This is a genomic window from Vibrio sp. T3Y01 (assembly GCF_013114525.1).
Taxonomy (GTDB): domain Bacteria; phylum Pseudomonadota; class Gammaproteobacteria; order Enterobacterales; family Vibrionaceae; genus Vibrio; species Vibrio chagasii_B.
Window position 1 is genome coordinate 43064 of the sequence record NZ_VTXJ01000021.1, and the last position, 26981, is coordinate 70044.

19 protein-coding genes are annotated in these 26981 nt (G+C 46.8%); 16 read left to right on the plus strand and 3 right to left on the minus strand.

Annotated elements, in window-relative coordinates; genetic code table 11:
* Window positions 1-32: 32 nt before the first annotated feature.
* From F0232_RS19335 to F0232_RS19375, 9 genes are all read left to right on the plus strand, one after another.
* Window positions 33-1481 carry a YfcC family protein gene (locus F0232_RS19335; RefSeq protein ID WP_105057666.1) on the plus strand — a complete coding sequence of 483 codons (1449 nt, stop codon included), beginning with the start codon at window positions 33-35 and terminating at the stop codon, window positions 1479-1481.
* Window positions 1482-2248: 767 nt separating this feature from the next.
* Window positions 2249-3472, plus strand: coding sequence for an arginine deiminase (gene arcA / locus F0232_RS19340; RefSeq protein WP_061033596.1), 1224 nt, complete (start codon window positions 2249-2251; stop codon window positions 3470-3472).
* A gap of 71 nt (window positions 3473-3543) precedes the next feature.
* On the plus strand, window positions 3544-4455 hold the full coding sequence (gene arcC / locus F0232_RS19345; RefSeq protein ID WP_105057667.1) for a carbamate kinase: 912 nt from the start codon (window positions 3544-3546) through the stop codon (window positions 4453-4455).
* 141 nt (window positions 4456-4596) lie between these two features.
* On the plus strand, window positions 4597-5607 hold the full coding sequence (locus F0232_RS19350; RefSeq protein ID WP_105057668.1) for an ornithine carbamoyltransferase: 1011 nt from the start codon (window positions 4597-4599) through the stop codon (window positions 5605-5607).
* A 482-nt stretch (window positions 5608-6089) separates the two neighbouring features.
* A complete protein-coding gene (gene pyrB, locus F0232_RS19355) occupies window positions 6090-7019 on the plus strand; it encodes an aspartate carbamoyltransferase (RefSeq protein WP_004737111.1) in 930 nt (309 codons plus the stop codon).
* A gap of 15 nt (window positions 7020-7034) precedes the next feature.
* Window positions 7035-7499, plus strand: coding sequence for an aspartate carbamoyltransferase regulatory subunit (gene pyrI / locus F0232_RS19360; RefSeq protein WP_004737110.1), 465 nt, complete (start codon window positions 7035-7037; stop codon window positions 7497-7499).
* A gap of 327 nt (window positions 7500-7826) precedes the next feature.
* Complete coding sequence (locus tag F0232_RS19365; RefSeq protein ID WP_004737108.1) at window positions 7827-8315, plus strand: arginine repressor; 489 nt, start codon at window positions 7827-7829, stop codon at window positions 8313-8315.
* Between the two features lie 174 nt (window positions 8316-8489).
* Entirely contained in the window at window positions 8490-10319 is a 1830-nt protein-coding gene (locus F0232_RS19370) for a protein-disulfide reductase DsbD (protein ID WP_061033593.1), read from the plus strand.
* Between the two features lie 210 nt (window positions 10320-10529).
* Complete coding sequence (locus tag F0232_RS19375) at window positions 10530-11159, plus strand: response regulator transcription factor (protein WP_076655813.1); 630 nt, start codon at window positions 10530-10532, stop codon at window positions 11157-11159.
* On the opposite strand, the gene F0232_RS19380 is transcribed toward F0232_RS19375, so the two are convergent.
* Entirely contained in the window at window positions 11156-12907 is a 1752-nt protein-coding gene (locus F0232_RS19380; protein ID WP_061033591.1) for a potassium/proton antiporter, read from the minus strand. The genes F0232_RS19375 and F0232_RS19380 overlap by 4 nt on opposite strands.
* A 401-nt stretch (window positions 12908-13308) precedes the next feature.
* Between F0232_RS19380 and F0232_RS19385 the strand changes: the two genes are divergently transcribed.
* The 4 genes from F0232_RS19385 to F0232_RS19400 all read left to right on the plus strand — a co-directional run bounded on the left by F0232_RS19385 (window position 13309) and on the right by F0232_RS19400 (window position 17264).
* Window positions 13309-13575, plus strand: a complete 267-nt coding sequence (locus F0232_RS19385) for a DUF4212 domain-containing protein (protein ID WP_008219570.1) — start codon at window positions 13309-13311, stop codon at window positions 13573-13575.
* A gap of 10 nt (window positions 13576-13585) precedes the next feature.
* Window positions 13586-15289 carry a sodium:solute symporter family protein gene (locus F0232_RS19390; protein WP_061033590.1) on the plus strand — a complete coding sequence of 568 codons (1704 nt, stop codon included), beginning with the start codon at window positions 13586-13588 and terminating at the stop codon, window positions 15287-15289.
* Window positions 15290-15479: 190 nt separating this feature from the next.
* The gene (locus F0232_RS19395) at window positions 15480-15866 is read left to right on the plus strand and encodes a hypothetical protein (protein ID WP_004737102.1); all 387 of its coding nucleotides are present in this window, start codon (window positions 15480-15482) and stop codon (window positions 15864-15866) included.
* A gap of 12 nt (window positions 15867-15878) precedes the next feature.
* Window positions 15879-17264, plus strand: a complete 1386-nt coding sequence (locus F0232_RS19400) for a lyase family protein (RefSeq protein WP_105057669.1) — start codon at window positions 15879-15881, stop codon at window positions 17262-17264.
* Between the two features lie 79 nt (window positions 17265-17343).
* Here the strand turns inward: F0232_RS19400 and F0232_RS19405 are convergent, their stop codons facing one another.
* A complete protein-coding gene (locus tag F0232_RS19405) occupies window positions 17344-20775 on the minus strand; it encodes a PAS domain-containing hybrid sensor histidine kinase/response regulator (protein ID WP_105057868.1) in 3432 nt (1143 codons plus the stop codon).
* A gap of 130 nt (window positions 20776-20905) precedes the next feature.
* Complete coding sequence (locus F0232_RS19410) at window positions 20906-22087, minus strand: 3-phenylpropionate MFS transporter (protein ID WP_105057670.1); 1182 nt, start codon at window positions 22085-22087, stop codon at window positions 20906-20908.
* A 232-nt stretch (window positions 22088-22319) separates the two neighbouring features.
* On the opposite strand from F0232_RS19410, the gene F0232_RS19415 reads away from it, so the two are divergent.
* From F0232_RS19415 to acs, 3 genes are all read left to right on the plus strand, one after another.
* Window positions 22320-24152, plus strand: a complete 1833-nt coding sequence (locus F0232_RS19415) for a DUF294 nucleotidyltransferase-like domain-containing protein (protein WP_171750958.1) — start codon at window positions 22320-22322, stop codon at window positions 24150-24152.
* Window positions 24153-24163: 11 nt separating this feature from the next.
* On the plus strand, window positions 24164-24796 hold the full coding sequence (locus F0232_RS19420) for a 3'-5' exonuclease (RefSeq protein WP_061033586.1): 633 nt from the start codon (window positions 24164-24166) through the stop codon (window positions 24794-24796).
* A 218-nt stretch (window positions 24797-25014) separates the two neighbouring features.
* On the plus strand, window positions 25015-26964 hold the full coding sequence (gene acs, locus F0232_RS19425; protein WP_105057671.1) for an acetate--CoA ligase: 1950 nt from the start codon (window positions 25015-25017) through the stop codon (window positions 26962-26964).
* The last annotated feature ends 17 nt before the right edge of the window (window positions 26965-26981 follow it).

A 26981-nucleotide genomic window follows, 5' to 3' on the forward strand; every position in this document is an offset into this window, starting at 1 on the left:
ACTTTTATTTAAGATGATGTAAGGAGATAGCCATGACAACTCAAACGATACCAAGCGAGAAAAAAAAGGGCGGCTTCTTTGCCAACTTTAAATTCCCTTCTGCTTATACCATTCTATTTATTTTAATTGCATTCGTTGCTCTACTGACCTGGATTGTTCCAGCGGGCCAATACGACCGAGCAATGAATGAAGAATTAGGCCGAGAAGTGCCGGTAACCGGAACCTATCAAGCAGTTGAAGGTAACCCTCAAGGCGTAATTGACGTACTGCTAGCGCCGATTGACGGCTTCTACGACCACAATAGCTATGAAGCAGCAGCAATCGACGTTTCACTGTTCATTCTCATCATTGGTGGCTTCTTAGGGCTAGTTACCAAGACTGGTGCAATTGATGCTGGTATAGAACGCGTCACCGCGCGCCTCGAAGGGCGAGAAGAGTTGATGATACCAATACTGATGGCACTGTTTGCCGCTGGCGGTACTGTCTATGGCATGGCGGAAGAGTCACTCCCATTCTACACGCTTCTTGTACCTGTCATGATGGCGGCTCGCTTTGACCCTCTAGTGGCAGCAGCGACTGTACTTCTAGGCGCGGGCATAGGGGTGCTAGGCTCCACCATTAACCCATTCGCAACGGTTATCGCTGCTAACGCCTCTGGCATCCCATTTACCGACGGTATCGTGCTGCGTGTAGCAATGCTGATTATTGGTTGGGGGATCTGTGTCGCTTACGTCATGCGTTATGCAAGAATGGTGCAAGCTGATCCAAGCAAATCGATTGTGTATGACAAGTACGAAGAAAACAAAGCGCACTTCCTTGGTAACTCAAGCGGAGAAAAACTGGAATTCACTGCAACTCGTAAGCTGATTCTGACTATTTTTGGTGGCTCATTCGCAGTAATGATTTACGGTGTATCCGTTGCTGGATGGTGGATGGCAGAGATCTCAGCAATGTTCTTAGCGGCGACCATCATTGTCGGTATTGTGGCTCGCATGAGCGAAGAAGAGTTTACCTCAAGCTTCATTGACGGTGCACGTGACCTGCTCGGTGTAGCGCTAATCATAGGTATTGCGCGTGGTATTGTGGTGGTGATGGACCGCGGTATGATCACCGATACGATTCTGTTCTCTGCAGAGCAGATGGTCACCGGGCTCTCATCCGTTATCTTTATTAACGTGATGTTCTTCCTAGAGATTCTACTGTCATTCTTAGTGCCATCGACATCTGGCCTAGCGGTACTGACCATGCCTATCATGGCGCCATTGGCTGACTTTGCAGGCGTTGGCAGAGACCTTGTTATCACCGCTTACCAATCGGCTTCAGGCTTAGTAAACCTCATTACCCCAACCTCTGCTGTGGTAATGGGTGGCTTGGCGATAGCTCGTGTACCTTACGTACGCTGGGTGAAGTGGGTCATGCCATTAGTTGGTATCTTAACGGTGTTCTGCATCATCGTACTGAGTATTGGTGCGCTTATCTAGGCATCTCTTCAACAAACATACTCCCATTCAAAGCCGCTTCGATAGCGGCTTTTTTAGCTCTATCGCTCGCTCAGCCAGTTTTGTCATCACAGCAGACCATAGCGAACTCACCAATTCCCTAGAAGCCCCATATCAACACTCCAACTCATCTGCAAACATCAGAGGCGGAGCTAACAATACAGCGCATTATTTACCAAAGTGATATATGGCAAAATATTTAGTCATTTATTAGCGCTAATTATATTTAACGTTTTATCAAAAGTAACAGTAAAAGATAAGCAAACGCCTAAAACTAATTAAAAACCCCCTCATAAGTCCTATTTTAAAATGTGACCTCAATAACTTTATACGAATTTAATTTGTTAACAGATAATTAATTCCACATTCAAAATTAAATATATAAATAAAAACACTGCATACTTCCACTTTAAGCTCACTTTTATCAATTAAAGTATATTGCATATAAACCCCTACTATTTGGAGTTTACTAATCTGGATTAGAAAAACATGAATAATGTTCCCAAAGGATTAACTATTTAGAAGCAATAGATGATAGCCCAAAGTGCATAAAATTTGTTAAAACCCTTATTTTTAAAGGGCTGCGGGATAAAAAATGATTTGTGATAGATCTCTAAGAATACCAGAGCAGCAGGCGTAATATTAATTCCAGACAAGAGATATGAATAAATAATTCATTCTTCTCAACTGAAAATAAATAATTACTCTTAGCAATAAAAGTAATTCAAATATATAAGAGAGAGACGATCATGAGTAAGTTCTATGTAGGTTCTGAAATAGGTCAATTGCGTCGTGTTCTAGTTCATCGCCCAAGACGCGCACTGACTCACTTAACACCATCTAACTGTCACGATTTGCTGTTTGATGACGTACTGGCTGTTGAGCGTGCAGGTAAAGAGCATGACGTATTCACTCAAACACTACGTGATCAGGGTGTTGAAGTTCTTCTTCTTACTGACCTACTAGCAGATACGCTAGCCGTGCCAGAAGCGAAAGATTGGCTACTGAATTGCCAAGTGTCTGATTACCGCTTGGGTAAAACTTTTGCTAACGACGTACGCTGCTACTTGGGTGACTTACCAAACCTAGAGCTTGCAAAAATCCTAACCGGCGGTCTGTCTTACGCTGAAATGCCTATGAAGTCTTCTTCAATGATGCAAGGCATGTTCACACCAACCGACTTCATTATTGAGCCTTTACCAAACCACCTATTTACCCGCGACACCTCTTGCTGGGTTTACGGTGGTGTATCGATCAACCCAATGGCGAAACCAGCACGTCAACGTGAAACCAACCACGTGCGTGCGATTTACCGTTGGCACCCAACCTTCGCAGGCCAAGACTTCATTAAATACTTCGGCGATGAAGAGAGCATCAACTACGACAACTCAACGATTGAAGGTGGTGACGTTCTGGTTATTGGCCGCGGCACAGTGCTTATCGGTATGTCGGAGCGTACCACGCCACAAGGTGTTGAGCACTTAGCGTCGAGCCTGTTCAAACACGGTCAAGCGAAGCAAGTTATCGCTATGCAGCTACCAAAACACCGCTCTTGCATGCACCTAGACACGGTAATGACACATATGAACGAAGATACGTTCTCTGTTTACCCTGAAGTGGTGAGTAAAGATGTGAAGTGCTGGAACCTAACCGGCGATGAGTCTGGTGCCGTGAAAGTGAAAGAAGAAGGCTACTTCGTTACCGCTATCGAAAAAGCACTGGGCGTAGACAAGCTAAACCTGATCACCACTGGTGGTGACAACTTCCATGCAGAACGTGAGCAGTGGAACGATGCAAACAACGTACTGACCGTTAAACCTGGTGTCGTTGTTGGCTACGAAGGTAACACCTACACCAACGAGAAATACGACAAAGCTGGCATCACAGTACTGCCAATTCCTGGAGACGAGCTTGGTCGTGGCCGCGGTGGCGCACGTTGCATGAGCTGTCCAATCGAGCGTGATGGTATCTAATCACTAAGACGAAACGGCCAAGTTGGCGAAAGCAAATTACCTCAACTTGGCCACAATGAGAGAACACAATTATGACTAAACAAACTGTTGTTGTTGCACTCGGTGGTAACGCCCTACTTCGTCGCGGTGAGCCGTTAGAAGCTGACGTTCAGCGCCGCAATATTGAAACGGCGGTGAAAACCATCTCTGAAATCGCCAAAGAGTACAACGTGGTGTTAGTGCACGGTAATGGCCCACAAGTTGGCTTACTTGCTCTGCAAGGTTTGGAATACAAGAAAGTAAATCCATACCCACTGGATGTACTAGGCAGCGAAACGCAAGGCATGATCGGTTACATGCTGATGCAAGAGTTCAAAAACTATCTGCCAAACCGCAACATCTCATGCATGTTGACCCAAATGACGGTTGATCCAAATGACCCTGCATTTGCCGATCCAACCAAACCGATTGGCCCAATCTACGAAGAAGCAGAAGCGCGTGAATTGGCAGAAAAATTCCACTGGGTCGTAAAACCAGACGGCCAACACTTCCGTCGCGTTGTGCCAAGCCCAAGACCAACCGGCATTGTTGAGCACGAAGCGATCACCCAGCTTATCGAAGCGGGTCACCTAGTTATCTGTACTGGCGGTGGCGGCATCCCAGTGAAAAAAGAGCATGGCAAATTGGTTGGTGTCGAAGCGGTTATCGACAAAGACATGTCTGCCGCTTTCCTAGCGAAACAATTGAATGCCGATGCACTACTGATTCTGACAGACGCAGACGCGGTTTACCTAGATTGGGGCAAGCCGACTCAACACGCACTGCGCAGCACTACACCAGGTGAACTAGCGAAGTTTGAATTTGATGCCGGCTCGATGGGACCAAAAATTGAAGCATCGTGCGAATTCATCCAACAAGGCGGCAAAGTCGTCGGTATCGGTGCGCTCGAAGATGGTTTGCAAATTCTGCAAGGCCAAGCGGGTACCAACATCACCAAAGATTAACCCACTCGCGAGCTTTTCAAACCTTGCGAGAAAACTGAATCACCGTTTGAACTGAAATTAATACACAAAAATTGAATCGCGCTTTCTTGAATTTTCTTTCCCTGTAACAGGAAAGCGCCTAAATCTAAGAAGGAATACATCATGGCTTTTAACCTACGCAATCGTAACTTCCTAAAACTACTAGATTTCACTCCACGCGAAATTCAACACTTGTTAGATCTTTCAATGGAGCTTAAAAAAGCGAAGTACAACGGTTACGAACAGCCAAAACTGACTGGCAAAAACATCGCACTAATCTTTGAGAAAACCTCAACTCGTACTCGCTGTGCATTCGAAGTAGCAGCATTCGACCAAGGTGCTCGCGTCTCTTACTTAGGCCCATCTGGTTCTCAAATTGGCCACAAAGAATCGATGAAAGATACTGCTCGCGTTCTTGGCCGTATGTACGATGGCATTGAATACCGCGGCTTCGGTCAAGAGATTGTTGAAGAGTTAGGCGCTTACGCTGGTGTACCTGTATGGAATGGTCTGACTGACGAGTTCCACCCAACTCAAATCTTGGCAGACTTCCTGACCATGACCGAATACGGCCGTGGCAAACAGCTGCATGAAATCAAGTTTGCTTATCTAGGCGATGCTCGCAACAACATGGGTAACTCTCTAATGGTTGGCGCAGCGAAAATGGGCATGGACATTCGCCTTGTTGCTCCTAAGCAATTCTGGCCAGAAGAAGGACTATTGGCTCAATGTCGTAAAATCGCAGAGCACACTGGCGGCAAAATCACCCTAACTGAAGATGTTCAAGAAGGCGTGCAAGGTTGTGACTTCCTATACACCGACGTTTGGGTATCGATGGGTGAAGCGAAAGAAGCGTGGGCTGAGCGCATTAACCTAATGATGCCTTACCAAGTGAACATGGAAATGCTAAAGGCAACGGGCAACCCACACGTTAAATTCATGCACTGTCTGCCAGCTTTCCATGGCGAAGATACCACGGTAGGCAAACAGCTTGCGGCTGAATATCCACAGCTAAAAGACGGTGTGGAAGTGACTGATGAAGTGGTCGAGTCTGAATACTCTATCGTGTTCGATGAAGCTGAAAACCGCATGCACACCATCAAAGCTGTGATGGTTGCTACGCTAGGCAGTTAACAAACGAAACAGTTAATAAAACATAGAAGCAGAGCACTCTCTTATTTACAAACAAGTCGATAAGTTGAGTGCAATAACAGGGAAATGCGGGTGGCGTGCATGGGAGTTTTCCCTTGGATAAAACCCGCATTTTTTTTCATTCGTTTGAAAAGATTATTGCCGAAAAAGTCGAAGTTCTTCAGCCCCAACAAAGGCTTAAAAAGAAGTGCAAATGCAGGCCAATTTGGCATAAATATCCATAAAATGAATACTTTACATAAACTATTGCGTGCTGTTTTTATCTGAGTATAATCCTCCGCAATTTGTCTAAAGAGAGCAAAAAATGAACCGCAGTTTTGTCGCACATGATTGTCAAACTACACGCCAAAGAGTGGCGTTGGTGTCATTTTTATTTTGTTCTATTGATCGTTTCGAAGCCTCCTATTTTTAGGGGGCTTTTTTTTGTCCGCAATTTGACTGTATGCATAGAAGGAAGACCCGTTATGGCGCATTCGTTATTTAACAAGCACATCATCTCCATTCCTGAGCTCTCTCGTGATGAACTGGAGCTTATCGTCGATACCGCAGCAAGGCTCAAGGCTGAACCAAATCCAGAGTTGCTGAAAAATAAAGTCGTTGCGAGCTGCTTCTTTGAGCCTTCAACTCGAACTCGTCTCTCATTCGAAACCGCAGTTCAACGCCTGGGTGGCACAGTCATCGGTTTTGATAATGGCGGTAACACATCGCTGGCTAAGAAAGGTGAAACACTTGCCGATTCAGTGCAGGTGATTTCATCTTACGTTGATGCCTTTGTGATGCGTCACCCACAAGAAGGGGCTGCACGCTTGGCGTCTGAGTTCTCTAACGGTGTGCCAGTAGTGAATGGCGGTGATGGCGCGAACCAACACCCAACTCAAACCCTGCTAGACCTGTTCTCGATTTACGAAACGCAAGGCACACTCGACAACCTCAATGTGGCGTTTGTAGGCGATCTTAAATATGGCCGTACCGTGCACTCACTGACGCAAGCACTATCAAAATTCAATAACGTACGTTTCTTCTTTATCGCGCCAGAAGTATTAGCGATGCCAGATTACATCTGTGAAGAGCTGGAAGAGATGGGCATTCAATACAGCACCCACAGCAGCATTGAAGAAGTGGTACCGGAACTGGATGTACTGTACATGACTCGCGTACAGAAAGAGCGCTTTGATGCATCAGAATACGCACACATGAAATCGGCTTACATCCTCACCGCCGACACATTGAAAGACGCCCGCCAAAACATGAAAGTGCTTCACCCACTGCCACGCGTTGACGAGATCACCACCGACGTCGATAAAACACCACACGCTTACTACTTCGAGCAAGCTGAAAATGGTGTCTACGCTCGCGAAGCCCTATTAGCCCTAGTTCTAAACGACACTTTATAAGCAGGAGACACAGTCATGGTTAAACAAACTCAGCTACAAGTAGAAGCGATCCGTAACGGCAGCGTCATTGACCACATCCCTGCTCACTTAGGTATCAAAATCCTTAAACTGTTCAAGATGCACAAAACAGAACAGCGCATCACCATGGGGTTAAACCTGCCATCGTCCGCGCTGGGGCACAAAGACCTGATCAAGATTGAGAACATCTTTCTAACCAAAGAACAGGCGAACCAATTGGCTCTTTATGCGCCACAGGCAACGGTCAATCAGATTGAAGAGTACAAGGTAGTGAACAAACTGACGCTTGTACTGCCAGAGCAAATCAACAGTGTATTCTCATGTCCAAATAGCAACTGTATTTCACACGGTGAACCCGTTGAAAGTAGCTTTAAAGTGCAGCTAAAACAGGAAAATGTGCAGCTAAAATGCCATTACTGTGAAAAAGTATTCTCTCGCGAGATCATGAGTGAAATTCGCTAGCCCTTACCTTCATTAACACCAAGGCTAAAACCTTTCAAAACACATGGATATTTATTCCCAATGCGGAATAAATATCCACTCACCCCAAGAATAAAGCACCAAAATATAAGCAAATAACCAGAATTTTGTTTGGTGATCGCCTTCAAAAAGATAACTATCCTTTAGTGGTAGACTAAATGAATAGATGATCATACATCTCGCATACCCGCCCTTCTTTACTTCAGGATTCGTCGGTAAGCCCTAATTAACAAATCGTACTCTACGGCTTTGGGAGTGCGCACGACGCTACGGACAAGCGGTATCACTGTTGACCTTAAGGAGTTGTTCATGAACCCGATCACTGAGCACGGTTGCTTGTATTCAGCTGAAGATAAAACACTGACTGCAGCGTGCAAACGCTTACTACAACAACAAAGCTTCTCAACCCAAAACCAGCTGCGCGAAAAGCTAGTCGAGATCGGCTATACCGGCATTAGCCAGTCGACAGTATCTCGTATTTTGTCACAGCTCGGCGTAGTCAAAATTCAGAATGCCTGTGGTAAAAAAGTCTACTGCATTACGGTTGAAAGCGCGCCTGTACGTGTCGATGCGTCCATCTCTTCGCAAATCGAATTAATAACTCATAACCAAGCAATGGTGATAGTTAAAACTCATCCAGGTTGCGCACAGTTAGTTGCAAGATTAGTCGATATCGACCCGCATACTGAGATTATCGGTACTGTTGGTGGCAACGACACCGTGTTAATTATTCCAAAAGACACAACCAACATCGATGCTTGCGAGCAAGTCGTAAAAGCACGCTTGGGTGTGGCTTAAATGCCTAACTGGCAAGGGCTCCCTATGCCTGCTGCAAGGCTGACCTTATCTCGATTACCTAAGAAAGTGGATTTCCCGCCCTAAGGGATATTTGCTAGCCAATGAAACTAATAGCAAACTATTACGGTCTGATTGAGTTAAGATACCCATAACTCCATTAAATGACTAAATAGTATGCGACGACTTGCCACATTACTTTTTGTTTGTATTTCCCTGTTCACCCAGCCTGCGTGGGCGCTTTTTGGAAATGACAACGCCGAGCCAAGCTTCGGAGGCAATAACAACGGTTTTGTTCCTGTAGACCAAGCTTTCCCTTTCAATTACTACCAGCAAGACGGCAAGGTGCTTCTCGACTGGCAGGTAAAAGAAGGCTACTACCTCTATCAACATAGCCTCTCTTTTAGCGGCCAAAATCTCGCTATCGGTAATGTTGAGTTAGAAGATGGTAAGCCACATCAAGATGAATTCTTTGGTGAGGTGAGTGTTTATACTCAGCCGCTATTCGTACAAGTTCCCCTACAAAGTTACCAAGATGGCTCGCAGCTGATCGTTAAGTATCAAGGCTGTGCCGAGGCTGGCTTCTGCTACCCTCCAGAAACTCGCGTCATCGACATTGCACCGTTTGAAGCGACGGGTTCAAGCGACACTGCTACCGACACGACTAGTAACCAAGCGAACAGCTCACCACAAGTTGCTTCTCCAAAAGCAGATGTGGCCAATAACACAGCACCACAATCAAGCGCACCCGTTTCAAAAGAAGCAAGCCTAGCCGATAAACTCGGTGACAGTTGGTGGACCCCGTTACTGTTCTTGGCGCTCGGTGTTGGCTTAGCCTTCACACCGTGTGTTCTGCCTATGTATCCAATCCTAACGGGCATCGTGTTAGGTGGTGGCAAGCTCAGCCAAGGTCGCGCGTTGATGTTGTCCTTCATCTACGTGCAAGGTATGGCACTAACCTACACACTACTAGGTTTGGTGGTTGCGTCTGCGGGTATGCAATTTCAAGCTGCGATGCAACATCCTTACGTGTTGATTGCGTTGAGCGTTCTGTTCGTAGCGTTAGCGATGTCGATGTTTGGCGTGTATAACCTACAACTGCCGAGCAGTGTCCAAACCTGGCTCAACAACCAAAGCAACAAACAGCAAGGCGGCAATACCTTGGGCGTATTCGCGATGGGTGCTATCTCTGGTTTGGTGTGTTCACCTTGTACTACGGCACCACTGTCGGGTGCGCTGCTGTATGTGGCTCAAAGTGGCGACCTATTTACAGGCGCGATTGCTCTGTATGCATTAGCTATGGGTATGGGCATTCCACTAATCTTGGTGGCGGTATTTGGCAATAAGCTACTGCCAAAAGCAGGCAGCTGGATGGATAAAGTGAAGGTCGTATTCGGCTTTATCTTGTTGGCAGCACCTATCTTCCTGCTAGAGCGCATTATCCCTGAATTATGGGCAACCGTGCTTTGGTCTGGCCTTGGCTTCATCGCCTTCGGTTGGCTTTACCATAGCAAGAATGCATTGCCATTCGGTGGTTGGAAGCAGAGCGCTGTGGGCATCATCGCAATGCTTGGTCTGTTTGCTTCTGCTCAACCAGCACTAAATTACTGGTTTGCAGAAAAGAGCGTTGTAGTGGAACAACAGATCCAGTTTGCTCGTATCAACACCGTTGAAGAGCTTGAAATCCAGCTCATCGAAGCGAAGAAACTAGGCAAGCCAGTGATGCTCGACTTCTACGCCGATTGGTGTGTGGCGTGTAAAGAGTTTGAGAAGTACACCTTCCATCAAGCAGACGTCGAGAACAAGCTGTCTGACTTCGTGTTACTTCAAGCAGACGTGACGCGAAACATGCCTCAAGACATTGAATTACTGAAGCAACTGCAAGTACTTGGCTTACCAACCATTGAGTTCTGGGATAGCGAGGGTAACCATGTTCCAAATGCTCGTGTGACTGGTTTTATGCCTGCCGATGTATTCTTAAAACACATGCAAGACCACCAGCTATAACGGCAACATTGGTCTGAATGTAACACCAGACAAAGCCGCACCGCCCCTCATAACGAGATGGCAGTGCGGCTTTTTTGTGATTATAGGAAACACTTTCCAAGAACAGGGATAAAAGTCGATATGGTTCAGACTTTTAATGCATAGATATTGTCCACATACTCAATCAGGATGATAATAAATATTAACTAAATTGTTAAAAGTATGGACGTCATGGACTCGACCTACACCATCATCATTGCAGATGACCACCCTCTCTTCCGCAACGCCCTATTTCAGTCGGTTCATATGGCGATCAGCGGTGCGAACTTACTTGAGGCCGACTCTCTCGACGCGTTACTGACTCTGCTTAAAAAAGAAGATGAACCCGACCTACTGCTGCTCGACCTAAAAATGCCGGGAGCCAATGGAATGTCTGGTCTCATTCAACTTCGTGCGGAATACCCAGATCTACCGATTGTCGTGATCTCAGCGAGTGAAGACGCTAGCGTTGTCACTCAAGTGAAAAGCCATGGTGCGTTTGGCTTTATTCCAAAGTCGAGTGACATGCGTGAATTGGTAAGTGCACTCAATCAAGTGCTGAATGGCGACCCGTTCTTCCCTGAAGGGCTGATCACTAACAATGCGGCTTGTAGCGACCTTGCGGAAAAAATTGCCACACTGACGCCACAACAATACAAGGTGCTAGGAATGCTTTCCGACGGACTGCTGAACAAGCAAATCGCCTATGAATTGAATGTTTCGGAAGCGACCATCAAGGCGCACATGACAGCCATCTTCCGTAAACTGGATGTAAAGAACCGAACTCAAGCGGTTATCTTACTGCAAGAAGTCCATAATTAAGCGCCACTGATATCCTCTTCTAAAGTCGTCTTAGGCAAACATAAACCCAGCTTGACGACTTTATGATCCTCTATCTCTGCAACCACCCAATTGATGTCATGCCACTCGAAGCTATCACCCAATACTGGATGAGGGCCAAGTTCGCGTTCAGCCAGTTGTTTTAGCGTCATCTCACGCTCTTCTTCAGAACCAAGCTCGATGCCATAACAGTCACTCACCGCAGCAATCGACAAGCCAACCTCTAGGAAGAAATCACCAAAGAATCGCGCAGCCTCTTCAGCCTCAGGCGCTTCACTGAACAACTCACTTAAGCTATCTAAGTCTTTGTCTTGACCAAGCACACAAAGAATATCGTTCGCTTCCAATACTGTACTGCCCGATGGATGAAGCAAGACGTCCTGTCGAAACAGTGCGGTAATACGTGTTCCTTCCGGCATCGATAAGCGCTTAAGCGGCTCACCGACACACCACTTCTCTTCTTTCAACTTGTAGACAAACATCTCCCACTCACTGGTCGGGTAGATCTCGATACCAGTGCGTGAAACAGGTGTCGGCGTTGGTGGTAAGGTAACTTGAGCCAGCCTCGCCACTTTCATCAAGCTGCCACCTTGAACAATCAGCGACACCATAACCACGAAGAAGGCGATATTGAAATACAGCTGAGCATTAGGCAGACCAGCCATCATCGGGAACACCGCCAAAATGATCGGCACCGCACCACGTAACCCAACCCAAGAAACAAACCAACGCTCCTTGGTGGTAAAGCTTCTAAACGGTAGCAAGCCCAACCAAACAGACAGCGGACGTGCAAACAAAATCATACCGAAAGCCAATGCTAGCGCAGGCAGAGCAATGTCCATCAGTGTCGATGGCGTCACCAGTAAACCCAACACCAAGAACATCACGATTTGGCTTAACCACGTCATGCCATCAAGGACATTGAGAATCGAGTGTCGAGAGCGTGTTGGACGATTACCAATGAATAAACCCACCAAGTAAATCGATAGGATGCCACTACCGCCAAGCATGTTAGAGAAAGCAAACAGAGCCACACCGCCGCTCAGTACCAGAATCGAGTAAAGACCATCAGCCAGCTGCACTCGGTTGATGAGACTCCACAGAACCCAACCACCACCAAGGCCGATAAGCGTGCCAACACCAAATTGCATCGCGAAACTTTTCAGCAGGAAGTTCATCCCCATCTCGGCATCTGGGGTGCCAAGTAGTGCGATTAAGGTCACCGTTAAGAAGACCGCCATAGGGTCGTTGGTACCCGATTCGATCTCTAGAGTTGATCCAACACGCTCGTTGAGGCTCTGCCCTTTGAGCAGAGAAAATACCGCCGCTGCATCGGTTGAGCCCACAATAGCGCCCACTAGAATGCCTTGCATCAGTGATAGATCGAATAGCCAAGCCGCCATTAAGCCGGTGAGAGTGGCAGTACAAGCCACACCTATCGTGGCTAACGACAGCGAAGGCCAAAACGCAACCTTGAAACTCGCCACCTTGGTGCGCATACCGCCATCCAGTAAGATCACAGCAAGTGCAAGGTTACTCACCAAGTAAGTTAATGAATAATCATCAAAATTGATGCCGCCGGGACCATCTTCACCCGCCAACATACCAACAAACAAAAAGATCAAAAGAATCGGAACGCCCAATCGTGAGGACACTTGTGAGAAAAGCACACTGATGGCGATGAGCACGGCACCAGTTAAAAATAAGTGATTAATAGTTATTGCGTCCAATTCATTCCCCCAAAGAATAAAACTCGTGATTTAAGCATGTCGAATTTCTGCCATTAAGCAAGAAAAGGGCTCTAAAAGCAGCGTAATTACTATAACAAACTTATATTTCCCTTAGTGTCATAAGCAGGACTAAATACTGGTTATCTGTCATTTAGTTGTTAAATTTTATTACTCACTCATTAATTCCCCCCTTTTTGTTAGACTTTTGGCTAATTTAACAACCTTGTAACATCACATTTTTATATAGTTTTGTCTCCCGACTCCCATATTTCAGTGGATTAGGGCTAAAACTGTCCCGACTAAAGTTGCACAGATCCCTTGACTTATCCTTGCTACATTTCAAATCGTAACATTACGTTAACACAACGACATTCTACGGAAACGGAATAAAGGAGAAGGCAATGGCGTTCGAATCTACGGAACATGCTCAAGCCTACTGGAAGGAAAACTTGGGAATTATGGGAACACTGCTCGCGATCTGGTTCGCAGTGTCTTACGGCGCAGGCATCTTATTTGTTGATGCCCTTAACACCGTTCAGTTTGGCGGGTTTAAGCTAGGCTTTTGGTTCGCTCAACAAGGTTCGATATACACCTTCGTGGCGCTGATATTCATTTACGTTGTCCGCATGAATGCGCTCGACAAAAAATACAACGTACAGGAAGACTAGAGGCTAGAACATGGATATTCAAACTTGGACGTTTATTCTCGTCGGTATCACTTTCGCACTGTATATCGGCATCGCAATCTGGGCTCGCGCAGGGTCTACCAGTGAATTCTACGTTGCGGGCGGTGGTGTACACCCAGTAGCAAACGGTATGGCGACAGCCGCTGACTGGATGTCGGCAGCGTCATTCATCTCAATGGCAGGTATCATCTCATTCGTTGGTTACGACGGTGCGGTTTACCTAATGGGCTGGACAGGTGGTTATGTACTACTTGCGCTATGTTTAGCACCTTACCTACGTAAGTTCGGTCAGTTTACGGTTCCTGATTTTATCGGCGAACGTTACTACTCGAAAACAGCACGTATGGTAGCGGTATTCTGTGCAATCTTCGTATCATTCACATACGTTGCAGGTCAAATGCGTGGTGTGGGCGTAGTATTCTCTCGTTTCCTAGAGGTCGACATTAACCTAGGTATCATCATTGGTATGGGTATTGTGTTCTTCTACGCAGTACTTGGTGGCATGAAAGGCATCACTTATACGCAGGTAGCTCAATTCTGTGTCCTCATTTTCGCCTTCCTTGTTCCAGCAATCTTCACGTCAATCATGATGACAGGTAACCCGCTTCCACAAGTTGGTATGGGTTCAACGATTTCAGGCACAGACGTTTACCTACTCGATAAACTGGATGGATTGACTGAAGAGCTCGGATTTACCGCCTATACCGAAGGTAACAAGAGCATGGTGGATGTATTCTTCATCTGTGCAGCTCTAATGGTGGGTACTGCAGGTCTTCCACACGTAATCATCCGTTTCTTCACAGTACCTAAAGTACGTGATGCTCGTATCTCAGCAGGTTGGGCACTACTGTTCATCTCATTGCTATACACAACAGCACCAGGCGTTGCAGCATTCGCTCGTGTAAACATGATTGAAACGATTAACGGCCCAGACATGCAAGGTGTCGCAGCAGCAGACGCACCTAGCTGGTACAAAAACTGGGAAAGCACTGGTCTAGTCGGTTGGGAAGATAAGAACGGCGATGGCAAAATGTTCTACTCGGGCGATGAGCGCAACGAGATGAAGATTAACCGTGACATCATCGTACTGGCTTCTCCAGAACTAGCAAAACTACCAAACTGGGTTGTAGCGCTACTGGCAGCCGGTGGCCTAGCAGCCGCACTATCAACAGCCGCTGGTCTACTATTGGTTATCTCAACATCGATTTCACATGACTTGTTGAAGAAAGGCTTCAGACCAAACATGACCGACAAGCAGGAGCTACTAGCCGCTCGTTTGGCAGCAATGGTCGCGATTATCGGTGCAGGTTACTTGGGTATTAACCCTCCAGGCTTCGTAGCTCAGGTAGTAGCGTTTGCCTTCGGCTTAGCCGCAGCATCCTTCTTCCCAGCAATTATCCTAGGCATCTTCTACAAGAAGATGAACAAGGAAGGTGCGATTGCAGGTATGTTGACAGGTATTGCCTTCACAGCAAGCTACATCATCTACTTCAAGTTCGTTAACCCAGCAGCAAGCACACCTGAAAACTGGTGGTTTGGTATCAGCCCAGAAGGCATCGGTACGCTAGGTATGTGTCTAAACTTCGTAGTTTCAATTGCGGTAAACAAGGTAACTGCTGAAGTACCACAAGACGTACAAGAGATGGTTGAAAACATCCGTTACCCGAAAGGTGCAGGTGAAGCTCACGACCACTAAACAAAGATGTTTAGCAAAAAAATGAATCAGTACTTACATTGTAGGGATTAGGTACTGAATCTCAGAAAGCCGATACGTTATGTATCGGCTTTTTTCTTTTGCCTACCGTTTTATAAAAACAGAAACAAAGGGTTGTTTTTAAACCTCTGTTTGATAATAATTATCATTAACATCCAATGTAGAGATGAAAATGATGATGAAAGAGCAGCAGGTTCTCTATTCGAGGTTCTACAAAGCGCAGGATCGCTTTACCTCCTCAGAGCAAGTTCACGGGCACGAGCCGTTTGTAATTCGAGACTACATCGAGTGTGCACAAACGCTTGCCGCATACTATGAAAAACACGCCGCCCAAGAAAACATCTTGCTGTGCGAGCTGTACCTGCGCCAAGTTTTCTTCCATCTGATTGAAGCGATTGAGTCACCTGAGCGCAGTTTTACCTTTCGTCATATCTGCCTAGACTCAATTCACTCACCACTATTTTATCTAAAACGCCACTACTGCCAGCAACCACATGGCCAAGCGCGTTTTTTGAATCTCAGCCAGACACTACAACAAGTCCAAGCCCCACTTGGCTAACAAGGATAGAAGATGACCCTACAATATCGAATTGAAAAAGACAGCATGGGAGAAGTAAAAGTCCCTGCTGATGCGCTGTATCAAGCACAAACTCAACGTGCCGCAGATAATTTCGCGTTTAGCTCCCACAAGATGCCCACCAGCTTCATTCAAGCATTGGCATTCATTAAACAGGCCGCCGCTGACACCAACGCTCAGTTGGGGTTATTGGAGGGCGATATTGCCAATGCGATTGCCGAAGCGAGCCAAGAGATCATTGATGGCAAACATCTCGATCAATTCCCGATCGATGTTTATCAAACCGGCTCAGGTACTAGCTCCAACATGAACGCCAACGAAGTGATTGCAACACTCGCTTCAAGAAGTTTGCAAGGCGACGTGAACCCGAACGATCACGTCAACATGGGACAAAGCAGTAACGATGTGGTACCAACCGCGATTCAAGTCAGTGTCGCACTCACTGCTGAAAACAAGCTGCTACCAGCACTAACCCACCTGTCTGAAGCCCTGAACGTTAAACAGCAAGAGCTTGCCGAGGTAGTGAAAACCGGCCGTACTCACCTAATGGATGCGATGCCGATTACCTTTGCTCAAGAATTAGGTGGCTGGAAGTTCCAGATTGAACACGCTAAGCAAGCCATTGAAAGCACCCTGCCCGCTATTAAAGCGCTTGCTCAAGGTGGAACGGCGGTAGGTACAGGCATCAATGCTGACCCTCGCTTTGCCGATAAGTTTGCAAGTAACCTGTCGCAGTCGACAAAGATCAGCTTTAACTCGAGTGAAAACTTCTTTTTCAACCTCAGCAGTCAAGACGCGATCGTTGCCTTTTCGGGTCAGCTCAAAACTGCAGCAGTTGCGATCATGAAGATCGCAAACGATCTTCGCTGGATGAACTCTGGTCCATTAGCTGGCTTAGGAGAAATTGAATTGCAGGCGCTACAACCAGGCTCATCTATCATGCCGGGCAAGGTGAACCCTGTAATACCAGAAGCTGCAGCGATGGCGGCAGCGCAGGTGATTGGTAACGACACCACCATTACGGTAGCGGGCCAATCTGGCAACTTCCAACTGAATGTGATGCTACCAGTGATTGCTCATAACGTATTAGAAAGTATCGAGCTTTTAGCTAACAGTTCAGTCGCGCTAGCAGATAAAGCGGTTGCAACCTTCACGGTGCGCCAAGACAATCTTGATTTAGCGCTTTCAAAGAATCCTATTTTGGTGACTGCACTTAATCCTGTGATTGGTTACCTAAAGGCAGCAGATATTGCCAAGAAAGCTTACAAAGAGGGTTTACCTATCCTTGATGTTGCCGAGCGAGAAACCGATCTTAGCCGAGAAGAACTCAGCAAGCTGCTTGACCCAACTGCTCTCACTCAAGGTGGTATCGCAGGTTAAAACCAGTAACTCATAACAAGTCTACCGGATCGAAAAAGGCCTCATCAGAGGCCTTATTAGGATCTAATAATGACTTAAATTAACTCACACGATTCAACACTGCTCTGAGTTTTAGTGGTTTCACTGGCTTGGCAATAAAGCTAAAGCTGTTGGCCTTTATCGCCGCCAACATGTCATCGGTTCTATCGGCACTAATGATGACCCCTTCAAAGGAATCTCCAAGGCGCAAGCGACACTGTTGCAACACCTCAAGCCCTGTTCGCCCATTATCGAGGCGGTAATCAGAAAAGATCACATCGGGTTTCCAGTCACCATCGAGGCACTTCAAACTCTCGACCAAATCAACTGCCGTTTTAACCTCACAACCCCAGCGACCAATCAGGTTCTCCATACCAACCAAAATCTCTCGTTCATTATCAACACACAAGATTTTAAGGTGCTCGATGTCACTGCTCGCCACTGACGCAGTAGCTTGCACAACCGGAGCCACTTGTTCCGCTCTTGCTAAGGTTATAGAGAAAACACTGCCTTGCTCCGGCCATGAGCGCATCGATATTTGATGACCAAGCACATGAGCAATACCTTTAGAAATCGCAAGGCCAAGCCCTAAGCCTTGATCGGAACGCACTTGGCTACCACGAGTAAACTCTTCGAAGATCTCTTGTTGCTTGTCCTCATCAATACCGGTTCCGTTATCCCACACATCGATTCGCACCTGCCCGTTGACTCGTCTTGCTCCCAGCACCACTTTCCCCTCTGGGTTATAGCGGAAAGCGTTAGTCAAAAAGTTCTGAATCACACGCCTTAACAGCTTAGGGTCAGAATGAATAAACAGGGATGATGGGATCATCTTGAAATCAATTTTTTGTTGCGTCGCTAAGGCACTAAATTCAGCATTCAAGTTAGCGAGCACATCGTGCACCGCAATGGCGTGAATGTTAGTTTCCAGCTTGCCGGACTCTAATCGTGAGATATCCAACAAATCACCAATCAAGTCCTCTGCCGCACCCAGTGCACTTTCAATATGGGATGAAAGCTGCTTCACCTCTTGCTCTTTTGCTACCTCCGAAAGTGACGAAGCAAACAAGCGCGCCGCATTAAGTGGCTGCATCAAATCGTGGCTTACTGCCGCCAAGAAACGACTCTTAGATTGCGATTCTTGATCAGAAATTTGTGTCGCCTTGACCAAGCGATGATTGAGTTTTTCGAGTTCTTGAGTTCGTTCGTGCACTCTTGATTCCAAGCTTTCATTGGCGTCTTTTAGTGCCTGTTCTGCTTGTCTGAATACCGTGATATCGGTAAAGCTCATCACAAAGCCGCCGCTTGGCATTGGATTGCCTTGCACCTCAATCACGCGACCATCAGGGCGAATGCGAGAAGAGGTGTGTCGTGTACCTTGCTCCAAATGATAAACACGGCGACGCACATGATCTTCAGGGTCACCCGGACCACACAAACCTTGCTGAGCATTGTGGCGAATCACATCGGAGATCGGCCTGCCCACTTGTATCAAGCCAGCAGGGAATTCAAACAGTTCTAAGTAACGCTGATTCCATGCCACCAGCCTCATCTGTTTATCAACCACTGCAATACCTTGACCAATATGCTCAATCGCACCTTGTAGCAAGCCACGACTGAAATCGTACAACTCAGAGGCTTCATCAACGATGGTCGCCACTTCTTCAAGCTGCATATTTCTGCCCTGCAGAGCGGAAGTGAGTACTAACTTAGCAGAGGAGGCTCCAAAAACACCCGCCAGTACACGCTCAGCATGTCGAATCAAGCTTGCTGGCGCTTGTTGATTAGGAAGCAGCGGTTGACCGTGTTGCTGCCAGTAACTTTGGATAGCGCTTTTCGCTCGCTTTCGACCGACAAACCGAGATGCCAACATCTCTAGTTCAGCCACGGTTACACGGCTTTGATAAAGGCTAATGTTCTCATTTTCAGGCAGCGGCGTACCAACAAATGCCGCCGATTGTAAGCGCTCACTTAGGCTTGGCCTGGTCGAAATAGAAACCACGGCATAACACAAAGTATTGAGCACAATACTCAGCACTATCCCCCAATTTGAACTGCTAATATCCCAACTACTGAGTAACTCTGGTGGTGTGATGATCCACAGCAGCAAGTTGCTTTGACTGTCGCCAGCCAACATACTGGTTTGACTCATCAAGGTAATGAGCCAAATCACCGAGCCAACCATTAAACCGACATAAACACCCTTGCGATTACCCGGACGCCAGTACAAACCACCAATCAGTGCCGGAGCAAATTGAGCAATCGCCGCAAACGAAAGGAAGCCAATCGCAGACAAGGAATGAATGGTATCGAGCGCCTGATAGAACAACCAAGCACCAAGTAGAAGCAATAAAATAAGCCCGCGACGAATCACCAATAGCAACCCAGAGAAGTGGCGATGAGTCCTTTGGGTAAGGCGCATACGGCGCAGCAATAGCGGCATCACTAAATCGTTCGACACCATGATCGCCAACGCGATGGTCGACACAATTACCATACCACTAGCAGCAGACGTACCACCAAGGAACGCAAGCAAGGCAATATGATTGGCGCCTTCAGCCATCGGCAGGCTGATCACATACGTATCTGCAGGCATGCTTGGAAGCAGCCCTTGCCCTGCCCATGCGATAGGAAGAACAAACAGCCCCATCAAAATCAGATAAAGCGGAAACAACCAACGAGCGGTGTGCAAGTCTTGAGGGCGCTCATTCTCAACAACCATGGTATGGAACTGACGCGGTAAGCAGACAATCGCCAACATGGTCAAAACAGTATGGATAATTAAGGTCGGAATATTCGGCGATTCATAAGTGCTCGCCGCCACGTCGAGCAGATCAATCTTGTCGCTGCTCATCGCCAAATACATGATAAACAAGCCAACAATCAAAAATGCCGCCAGCTTAACGATCGACTCAAACGCCACCGCCATCATCATGCCACGGTGATGCTCCGTGTTATCAATGTGCCTTGTACCAAACAACATGGTAAAAATAGCTAGCGCACCGACCACAAACCAAGAAACATGGTAATCCTGATAGCCAAAATCTTGCGCCAGACTAGGTGCGACAATATCTAGCCCCATGGTGATGCCACGCAGTTGTAAGGCGATATAAGGCAGAATACCGATCACAGCGATAACCGTCACCGCTACCGCTAAACCTTGAGATTTACCATAACGAGCCGCAATGAAATCGGCAATTGAGGTGATATGTTCCCGCTTCGCGATCAGAATCAGTCGCGCTAAGATCCGCCACCCAAGGGTGAAGACCAAAATCGGAGCAAGATAGATGGGTAAGAAAGACCAAGGGTTATTGCTCGCCTGACCCACCGTTCCATAGAAGGTCCACGAGGTACAATACACCGCAATAGAAAGGCTATAGATCCACGGTCGCCAACGCGATAGCCAACGAACCTGCCTGTCTCCATACCAAGCGATCAGAAATAACACGCCCAAGTAGGCTAAAGAGACTGGAATTACTACCCATCCTTGCATTGAAAACCCTTTCTTCATCCATAAAAAACCTCTCCATAAGGGAGAGGTTTCATTTAACTAAGGATGAGTCATTAACTCAATCGCATCGCTTAAATTCTGTGCTTTAGACTCTAATAATCACGATTGGTTATCAGCTATGAACTTCTGACTCAGGTTGATTAACTTCAACCACAGAGCTTCTTTCATCAAGCTTGATAAACAGGGCAATTGCACCCATCGCAGCCATTCCCCAGAAGATATTCGCACCCCACAATTCGTAGCCCCAGCCACTTAGGGTCGTCATTAATGCGATAAAGGCGCCAAGTGGTATCGCATTGTACAGAGCCTGCAATGCCACCATTTTGTTCGACTCTTGAGATTGGATGTATTGAATCGCAGCGATGTGTGCCATGGCGAATGTCACGCCGTGCAACAGCTGAGCCACTATCAATACTGGAATCGCAGTCGTTGATGCGGTGATCCCCCAACGAGCCATTACTCCGATACCAGCAATCACAAACAGAGTGCGCAATGATAATCCAGCAAACAGTCGCTTACTCAGAGCAAATACTGCCACCTCAGCAACCACAGCCAAGCTCCACAGATAACCGATGATCGCCTCAGAGTGCCCCGCCTCTTTCCAGTAAATCGCACTAAAGCTGTAATACGCAGCGTGGCTTCCTTGAAGCAGTGCCATCAATGCAAGAAACTTCACTACCGATGACTCACGTAATAGTTGACCAAGTTTAGGTCTTTCAGCCACTTGCTCTGATTCTGTCACCGGCATTACGTTCGGGTTTCTCATCGCGAACAATAAAGACACTAACACCCCTGCCAGTGCAGTATACAAAATCATATCCGTACCAAATTCAGCCACCAGATAACCAACCACGGTAGAACCCGCAATAAATGCCACTGAACCCCACAAGCGTGTACGTCCGTAGTCGAGCATCTTGAGACGGCTGTAATGGTTCGCCATTGCATCAGAAAGCGGAATAATCGGTCCATAGCAGAGGTTGAACATTACCGTTGCTAGCAGCATCAATAAAAAGCTACCACCAGTAAAGAAATGGAAACCAACAAATAATAGCGCGACAAAACTGAGGCAACGCAATGCTGGCATTAAATGCTCAACTTTATAGATACGTGGTGTTATCACAAAGTTGGCAACACAACGCGTAGCCAAACCCACACCAATCAATACGCCAATGTCCCCCGCAGAAACGCCTTGGTCTTCAAACCACAGCGCCCAAAATGGCAGATAAACGCCATAGGCAAAAAAGAAACCAAGAAAATACTGGGATATCCAGCCATAAGGGGAAGGATTAAACATAGGCGACCTATAAAAATGTGTGGAACAAGGAAGCGCCAATTATGCCTAGGTCACAAAAGATGAAAAAGGGAATTATTGCGGGGATAGCATTCCCATATTCAATAAATATCTCTGTCGTATTTAACTCAAAAATCCAACGTGCAAAAGTCGTAACTCTCTCATTTAGACTAAAGTCGTCTGGAGCTTCGCTGGTAATTTGTCACACTAAAAAGAGACTCTCACTCCCTTGCGATTGCTTATGCCTGACAAATTTAATATGCAGCACCCGCCCTTCGATAGCTTGTCTGAAGCGGAACAGTTAACGCTACGCTCAGCTTTAGATGTGGTTTACTACCGAGCTCACGAAGTGATATTGGAGGCCGACCGCCCGAGCCGCCACCTGCATATTCTGATTAAAGGGGCTGTCGAAGAGCGCGCTAGCAGTGACGGAGAGATCTATGCGCACTATGCCAATGACGATATTTTCGATGTGCGCAGCCAGTTTGAGCCTCATACCAAACATCAATATATCGCATTAGAAGATACCTTAAGTTACCTATTACCAAACGACGTTTTTCTTGAGCTATACCACGCCAACGGCCAGTTCGCCGCTTACTTTGATAGTAACCTCTCGACCCGAAAAGCATTGATTGAAGCCGCTCAGCAACAGCAGAATCTTGCTGAGTTCATACTGACCAAAGTCGACGACTCAATTTACCACCCACCACTGATACTTGAACCTGACCAACCTATCAATCAAGTCACTCAAACCCTTAAAGAACAAGGCTTAGACTCGGCCTTGGTTCATTTGGAACATGATAATCCAAAAGCTTTTGGATCATCATGTTCCTTTCCGTACGGAATCGTCACACGGACCAATTTATTACACGCGGTGATGCTTGATGATCGCCCGCTCGATACACCTGTCGGCGAGATAGCAACCTACCCTGTTTTGCATGTTAATCATGGTGACTTCTTATTTAACGCCATGATCACCATGACAAGGAATCGTGTAAAAAGGCTGATGGTTTGTGATGGGTTAAATGCGGTCGGCATGGTGGATATGACGCAAATACTCAGTGCGTTCTCCACTCACTCGCATGTTCTTACTTTGCGTATCGCTCGAGCCACCAGCATTGAAGAATTGGCCCTGGCCTCCAACAAGCAACGTCAATTGGTCGAAAGCCTGCTCAATAATGGTATTCGTACACGTTTCATCATGGAGCTAATTTCTGCCGTCAATGAACAGATTATTGAAAAGGCATTTGAACTGGTTATTCCCCCTGCACTACACAACCATTGCTGCCTCATCGTGTTAGGCTCAGAAGGTCGCGGAGAACAGATACTCAAAACCGATCAAGACAATGCGTTGATCATTCAAGACGGATTAGAGTGGCACCAATGCCAAAACGCCATGAATGATCTCACTCATACGTTGCAACAGTTAGGTTATCCACTGTGTCCTGGCAACGTCATGGTCAACAACCCGAAGTGGGTTCACTCAGAACAAGAATGGAAACAAACTCTCACCAGTTGGGTAAGAAAAGCGACGCCAGATACGGTGATGGATATTGCCATCATGGCGGACGCACATGCTGTTGCAGGCAATAGAGACCTGTTACTCCCCGTTAAGCAGCACTTGAGTGATTTGATGCTCGGACAGGAATTGATTCTGACCGAGTTCTGCCGCCCTGCCCTAAACTTCTCAGTTCCCCTGACCCTGTTTGGTAATGTGAAACAGTCCAAGTCCGGACTCGACATCAAACAAGGTGGTATTTTCCCTATAGTGCATGGTGTTAGAGCACTGAGCCTTGAGCACGGCGTGACGGTCAATAACACCTTTGAACGCATCGAGCATCTCGTAAATAAGAAGGTACTAGAGCAAAGCACCGCGGATAACCTCAGTGAAGCGCTCAAGCAGTTTTTTAAGTGGCGTTTATCACAACGCCTGTCGCAACAGCACAGCAGCAATAAAATCGACGTCAAACTAATGGAGCGAGCAGATCGAGATCTGCTTCGTCATAGCCTGCACGTGGTTAAGAAATTCAAGCAATGGCTCGGCTACCACTATCAGATAAGGGACTAGGCGATTGCACGATGAATAGACTGGTTCGCTATTACTGGCATCACAAGCTCAAAGGCTCTCCCTATCAGCCTCTGTTTACTGCGCCTGTTCATCAAGAATATGTCTCACTCGATTGTGAAACCACCAGCCTCGACCCTAATCAGGCTGAACTGGTGACCATTGCCGCGACCAAGATCATCGGTAACCGAATCATCACCAGTAAGCCCTTCGAAGTTAGATTGCGAGCCCCTCAATCGCTCGACTGCAATTCAATAAAAATCCACCGCATCCGCCATCAAGACCTCAAACACGGAATCGAAGAGAAACAAGCCCTAATTGAACTACTAAGCTTCATTGGTAATCGTCCTTTAGTCGGCTATCACATCCGCTATGACAAAAAAATTCTCGACCGCGCCTGTTTAAAACAACTCGGATTTCCGCTGCCTAACCGATTAATCGAAGTGAGCCAACTCTATCAAGACAAACTCGAAAGACAGCTGCCCAATGCCTATTTCGACCTCAGCATGGATGCGATTTGTCGCCAGCTCGACTTACCAATTCCAGTCAATAAACATGATGCATTACAAGATGCTACCTCTGCTGCGCTGATCTTTGTCCGCCTAAAACATGGTGATCTTCCCCGCTTCAACTCTTCGTACACCTAATTCAACCCTTGCAGTTCGACATAGAGAGCAACATCTCAAAAATGAACTTAACTCGCTATTTTGTAAGTGAAAAGCGGCGTCTCATCCTAAAGTCTAATTGTGGAAATCGCCTTCCTAGCCGAGAGTGATAACACAAAGACGGTTCTGTAATAGACCTAGAAACTGAACACAAAGGAAGTTGCCAGTTCATTAGGAATGTAGGCACAAGGAGAGATGCAATGAGTGAAGCCCACGTTTATCCGGTAAAAGAAAATATTAAATCAACCACACACGCGGATAATGACACTTACCTAGCCATGTACCAACAATCTGTTTCTGACCCAGAAGGCTTTTGGGGTGAACACGGAAAAATCGTGGATTGGATTAAACCTTTCACACAAGTAAAAAATACCTCTTTCGACCCAGGCCACATCGATATTCGCTGGTTTGAAGATGGCACATTGAATGTGTCGGCGAACTGTATTGACCGCCACCTTGCTGAGCGCGGTGATGAAGTCGCAATCATCTGGGAAGGCGATGACCCTGCTGATGATAAAACCCTAACTTTTAATGAACTGCACAAAGAAGTATGTCTGTTCTCTAACGCTCTAAAAGAGCAAGGCGTACGTAAAGGCGATGTGGTTTGTTTATACATGCCTATGGTTCCTGAAGCTGCAGTTGCTATGCTGGCGTGTACTCGTATTGGTGCGGTTCATACCGTGGTATTTGGTGGTTTCTCACCAGAAGCACTGTCAGGTCGTATTATCGATTCGAATGCTAAAGTCGTGATCACAGCGGATGAAGGCGTGCGTGGCGGCCGAGCTGTCCCTCTTAAGAAAAACGTCGACGAAGCACTGACCAACCCAGAAGTGAAAACCATCGAAAAAGTGATGGTGCTTAAGCGTACTGGCGGTGAGGTTGCATGGCATGAGCACCGTGATATTTGGTGGCATGAGGCGACAGCAAACGTGTCAGCAGACTGCCCACCAGAAGAGATGAATGCGGAAGACCCACTATTCATCCTTTATACATCAGGCTCAACAGGCAAACCGAAAGGTGTAATGCACACTACCGGTGGTTACCTTGTTTACGCAGCGATGACCTTTAAATACGTATTTGATTACCAAGAAGGCGAAACCTTCTGGTGTACTGCAGATGTGGGTTGGATTACTGGCCACACATACCTTATATACGGACCACTGGCTAACGGCGCTAAGACAATCCTGTTTGAAGGTGTACCAAACTACCCGAACACAAGTCGAATGAGTGAAGTGGTGGATAAGCATCAAGTCAACATACTTTACACTGCACCAACGGCTATTCGTGCATTGATGGCGAAAGGCAATGAAGCGGTTGAAGGCACCTCTCGTGACAGTTTGAGAATCATGGGCTCGGTAGGTGAGCCTATTAACCCAGAAGCGTGGGAGTGGTACTACAAAACGATTGGTAACGAGCAGTCTCCTATTGTTGATACATGGTGGCAAACCGAAACGGGCGGTATCCTAATTGCTCCACTACCAGGCGCTACCGACCTAAAACCGGGGTCAGCGACTCGTCCATTCTTCGGTGTACAACCTGCGCTAGTAGATAACATGGGTAACATCATTGAAGGCGCAACCGACGGCAACCTGGTCATTCTAGACTCGTGGCCAGGTCAAATGCGTACTGTTCATGGCGACCATGACCGTTTTGAGCAGACATATTTCTCTACTTTCAAAGGTATGTACTTCACCAGTGATGGCGCTCGTCGTGATGAAGACGGCTACTACTGGATTACTGGTCGTGTTGATGACGTGCTGAACGTATCTGGTCACCGTATGGGTACTGCAGAGATTGAGTCAGCGCTCGTTGCATTCGATAAGATTGCAGAAGCTGCGATTGTCGGTATTCCTCACGACATCAAAGGCCAAGCGATTTACGCTTACATCACGCTTAATGATGGCGAGTTCCCAACCGCAGAGCTTCATAAAGAAGTGAAAGACTGGGTGCGTAAAGAGATAGGCCCTATTGCGACACCAGACGTGCTGCACTGGACCGATTCATTACCGAAAACACGTTCAGGTAAGATCATGCGTCGTATCCTGCGTAAGATCGCAACGGGCGATACTGGCAACTTTGGTGATACTTCAACGCTAGCAGACCCAAGTGTGGTTGATAAGCTGATTGCAGAGAAAGCTGAATTGGCATAATAGCTATCACACCAGAA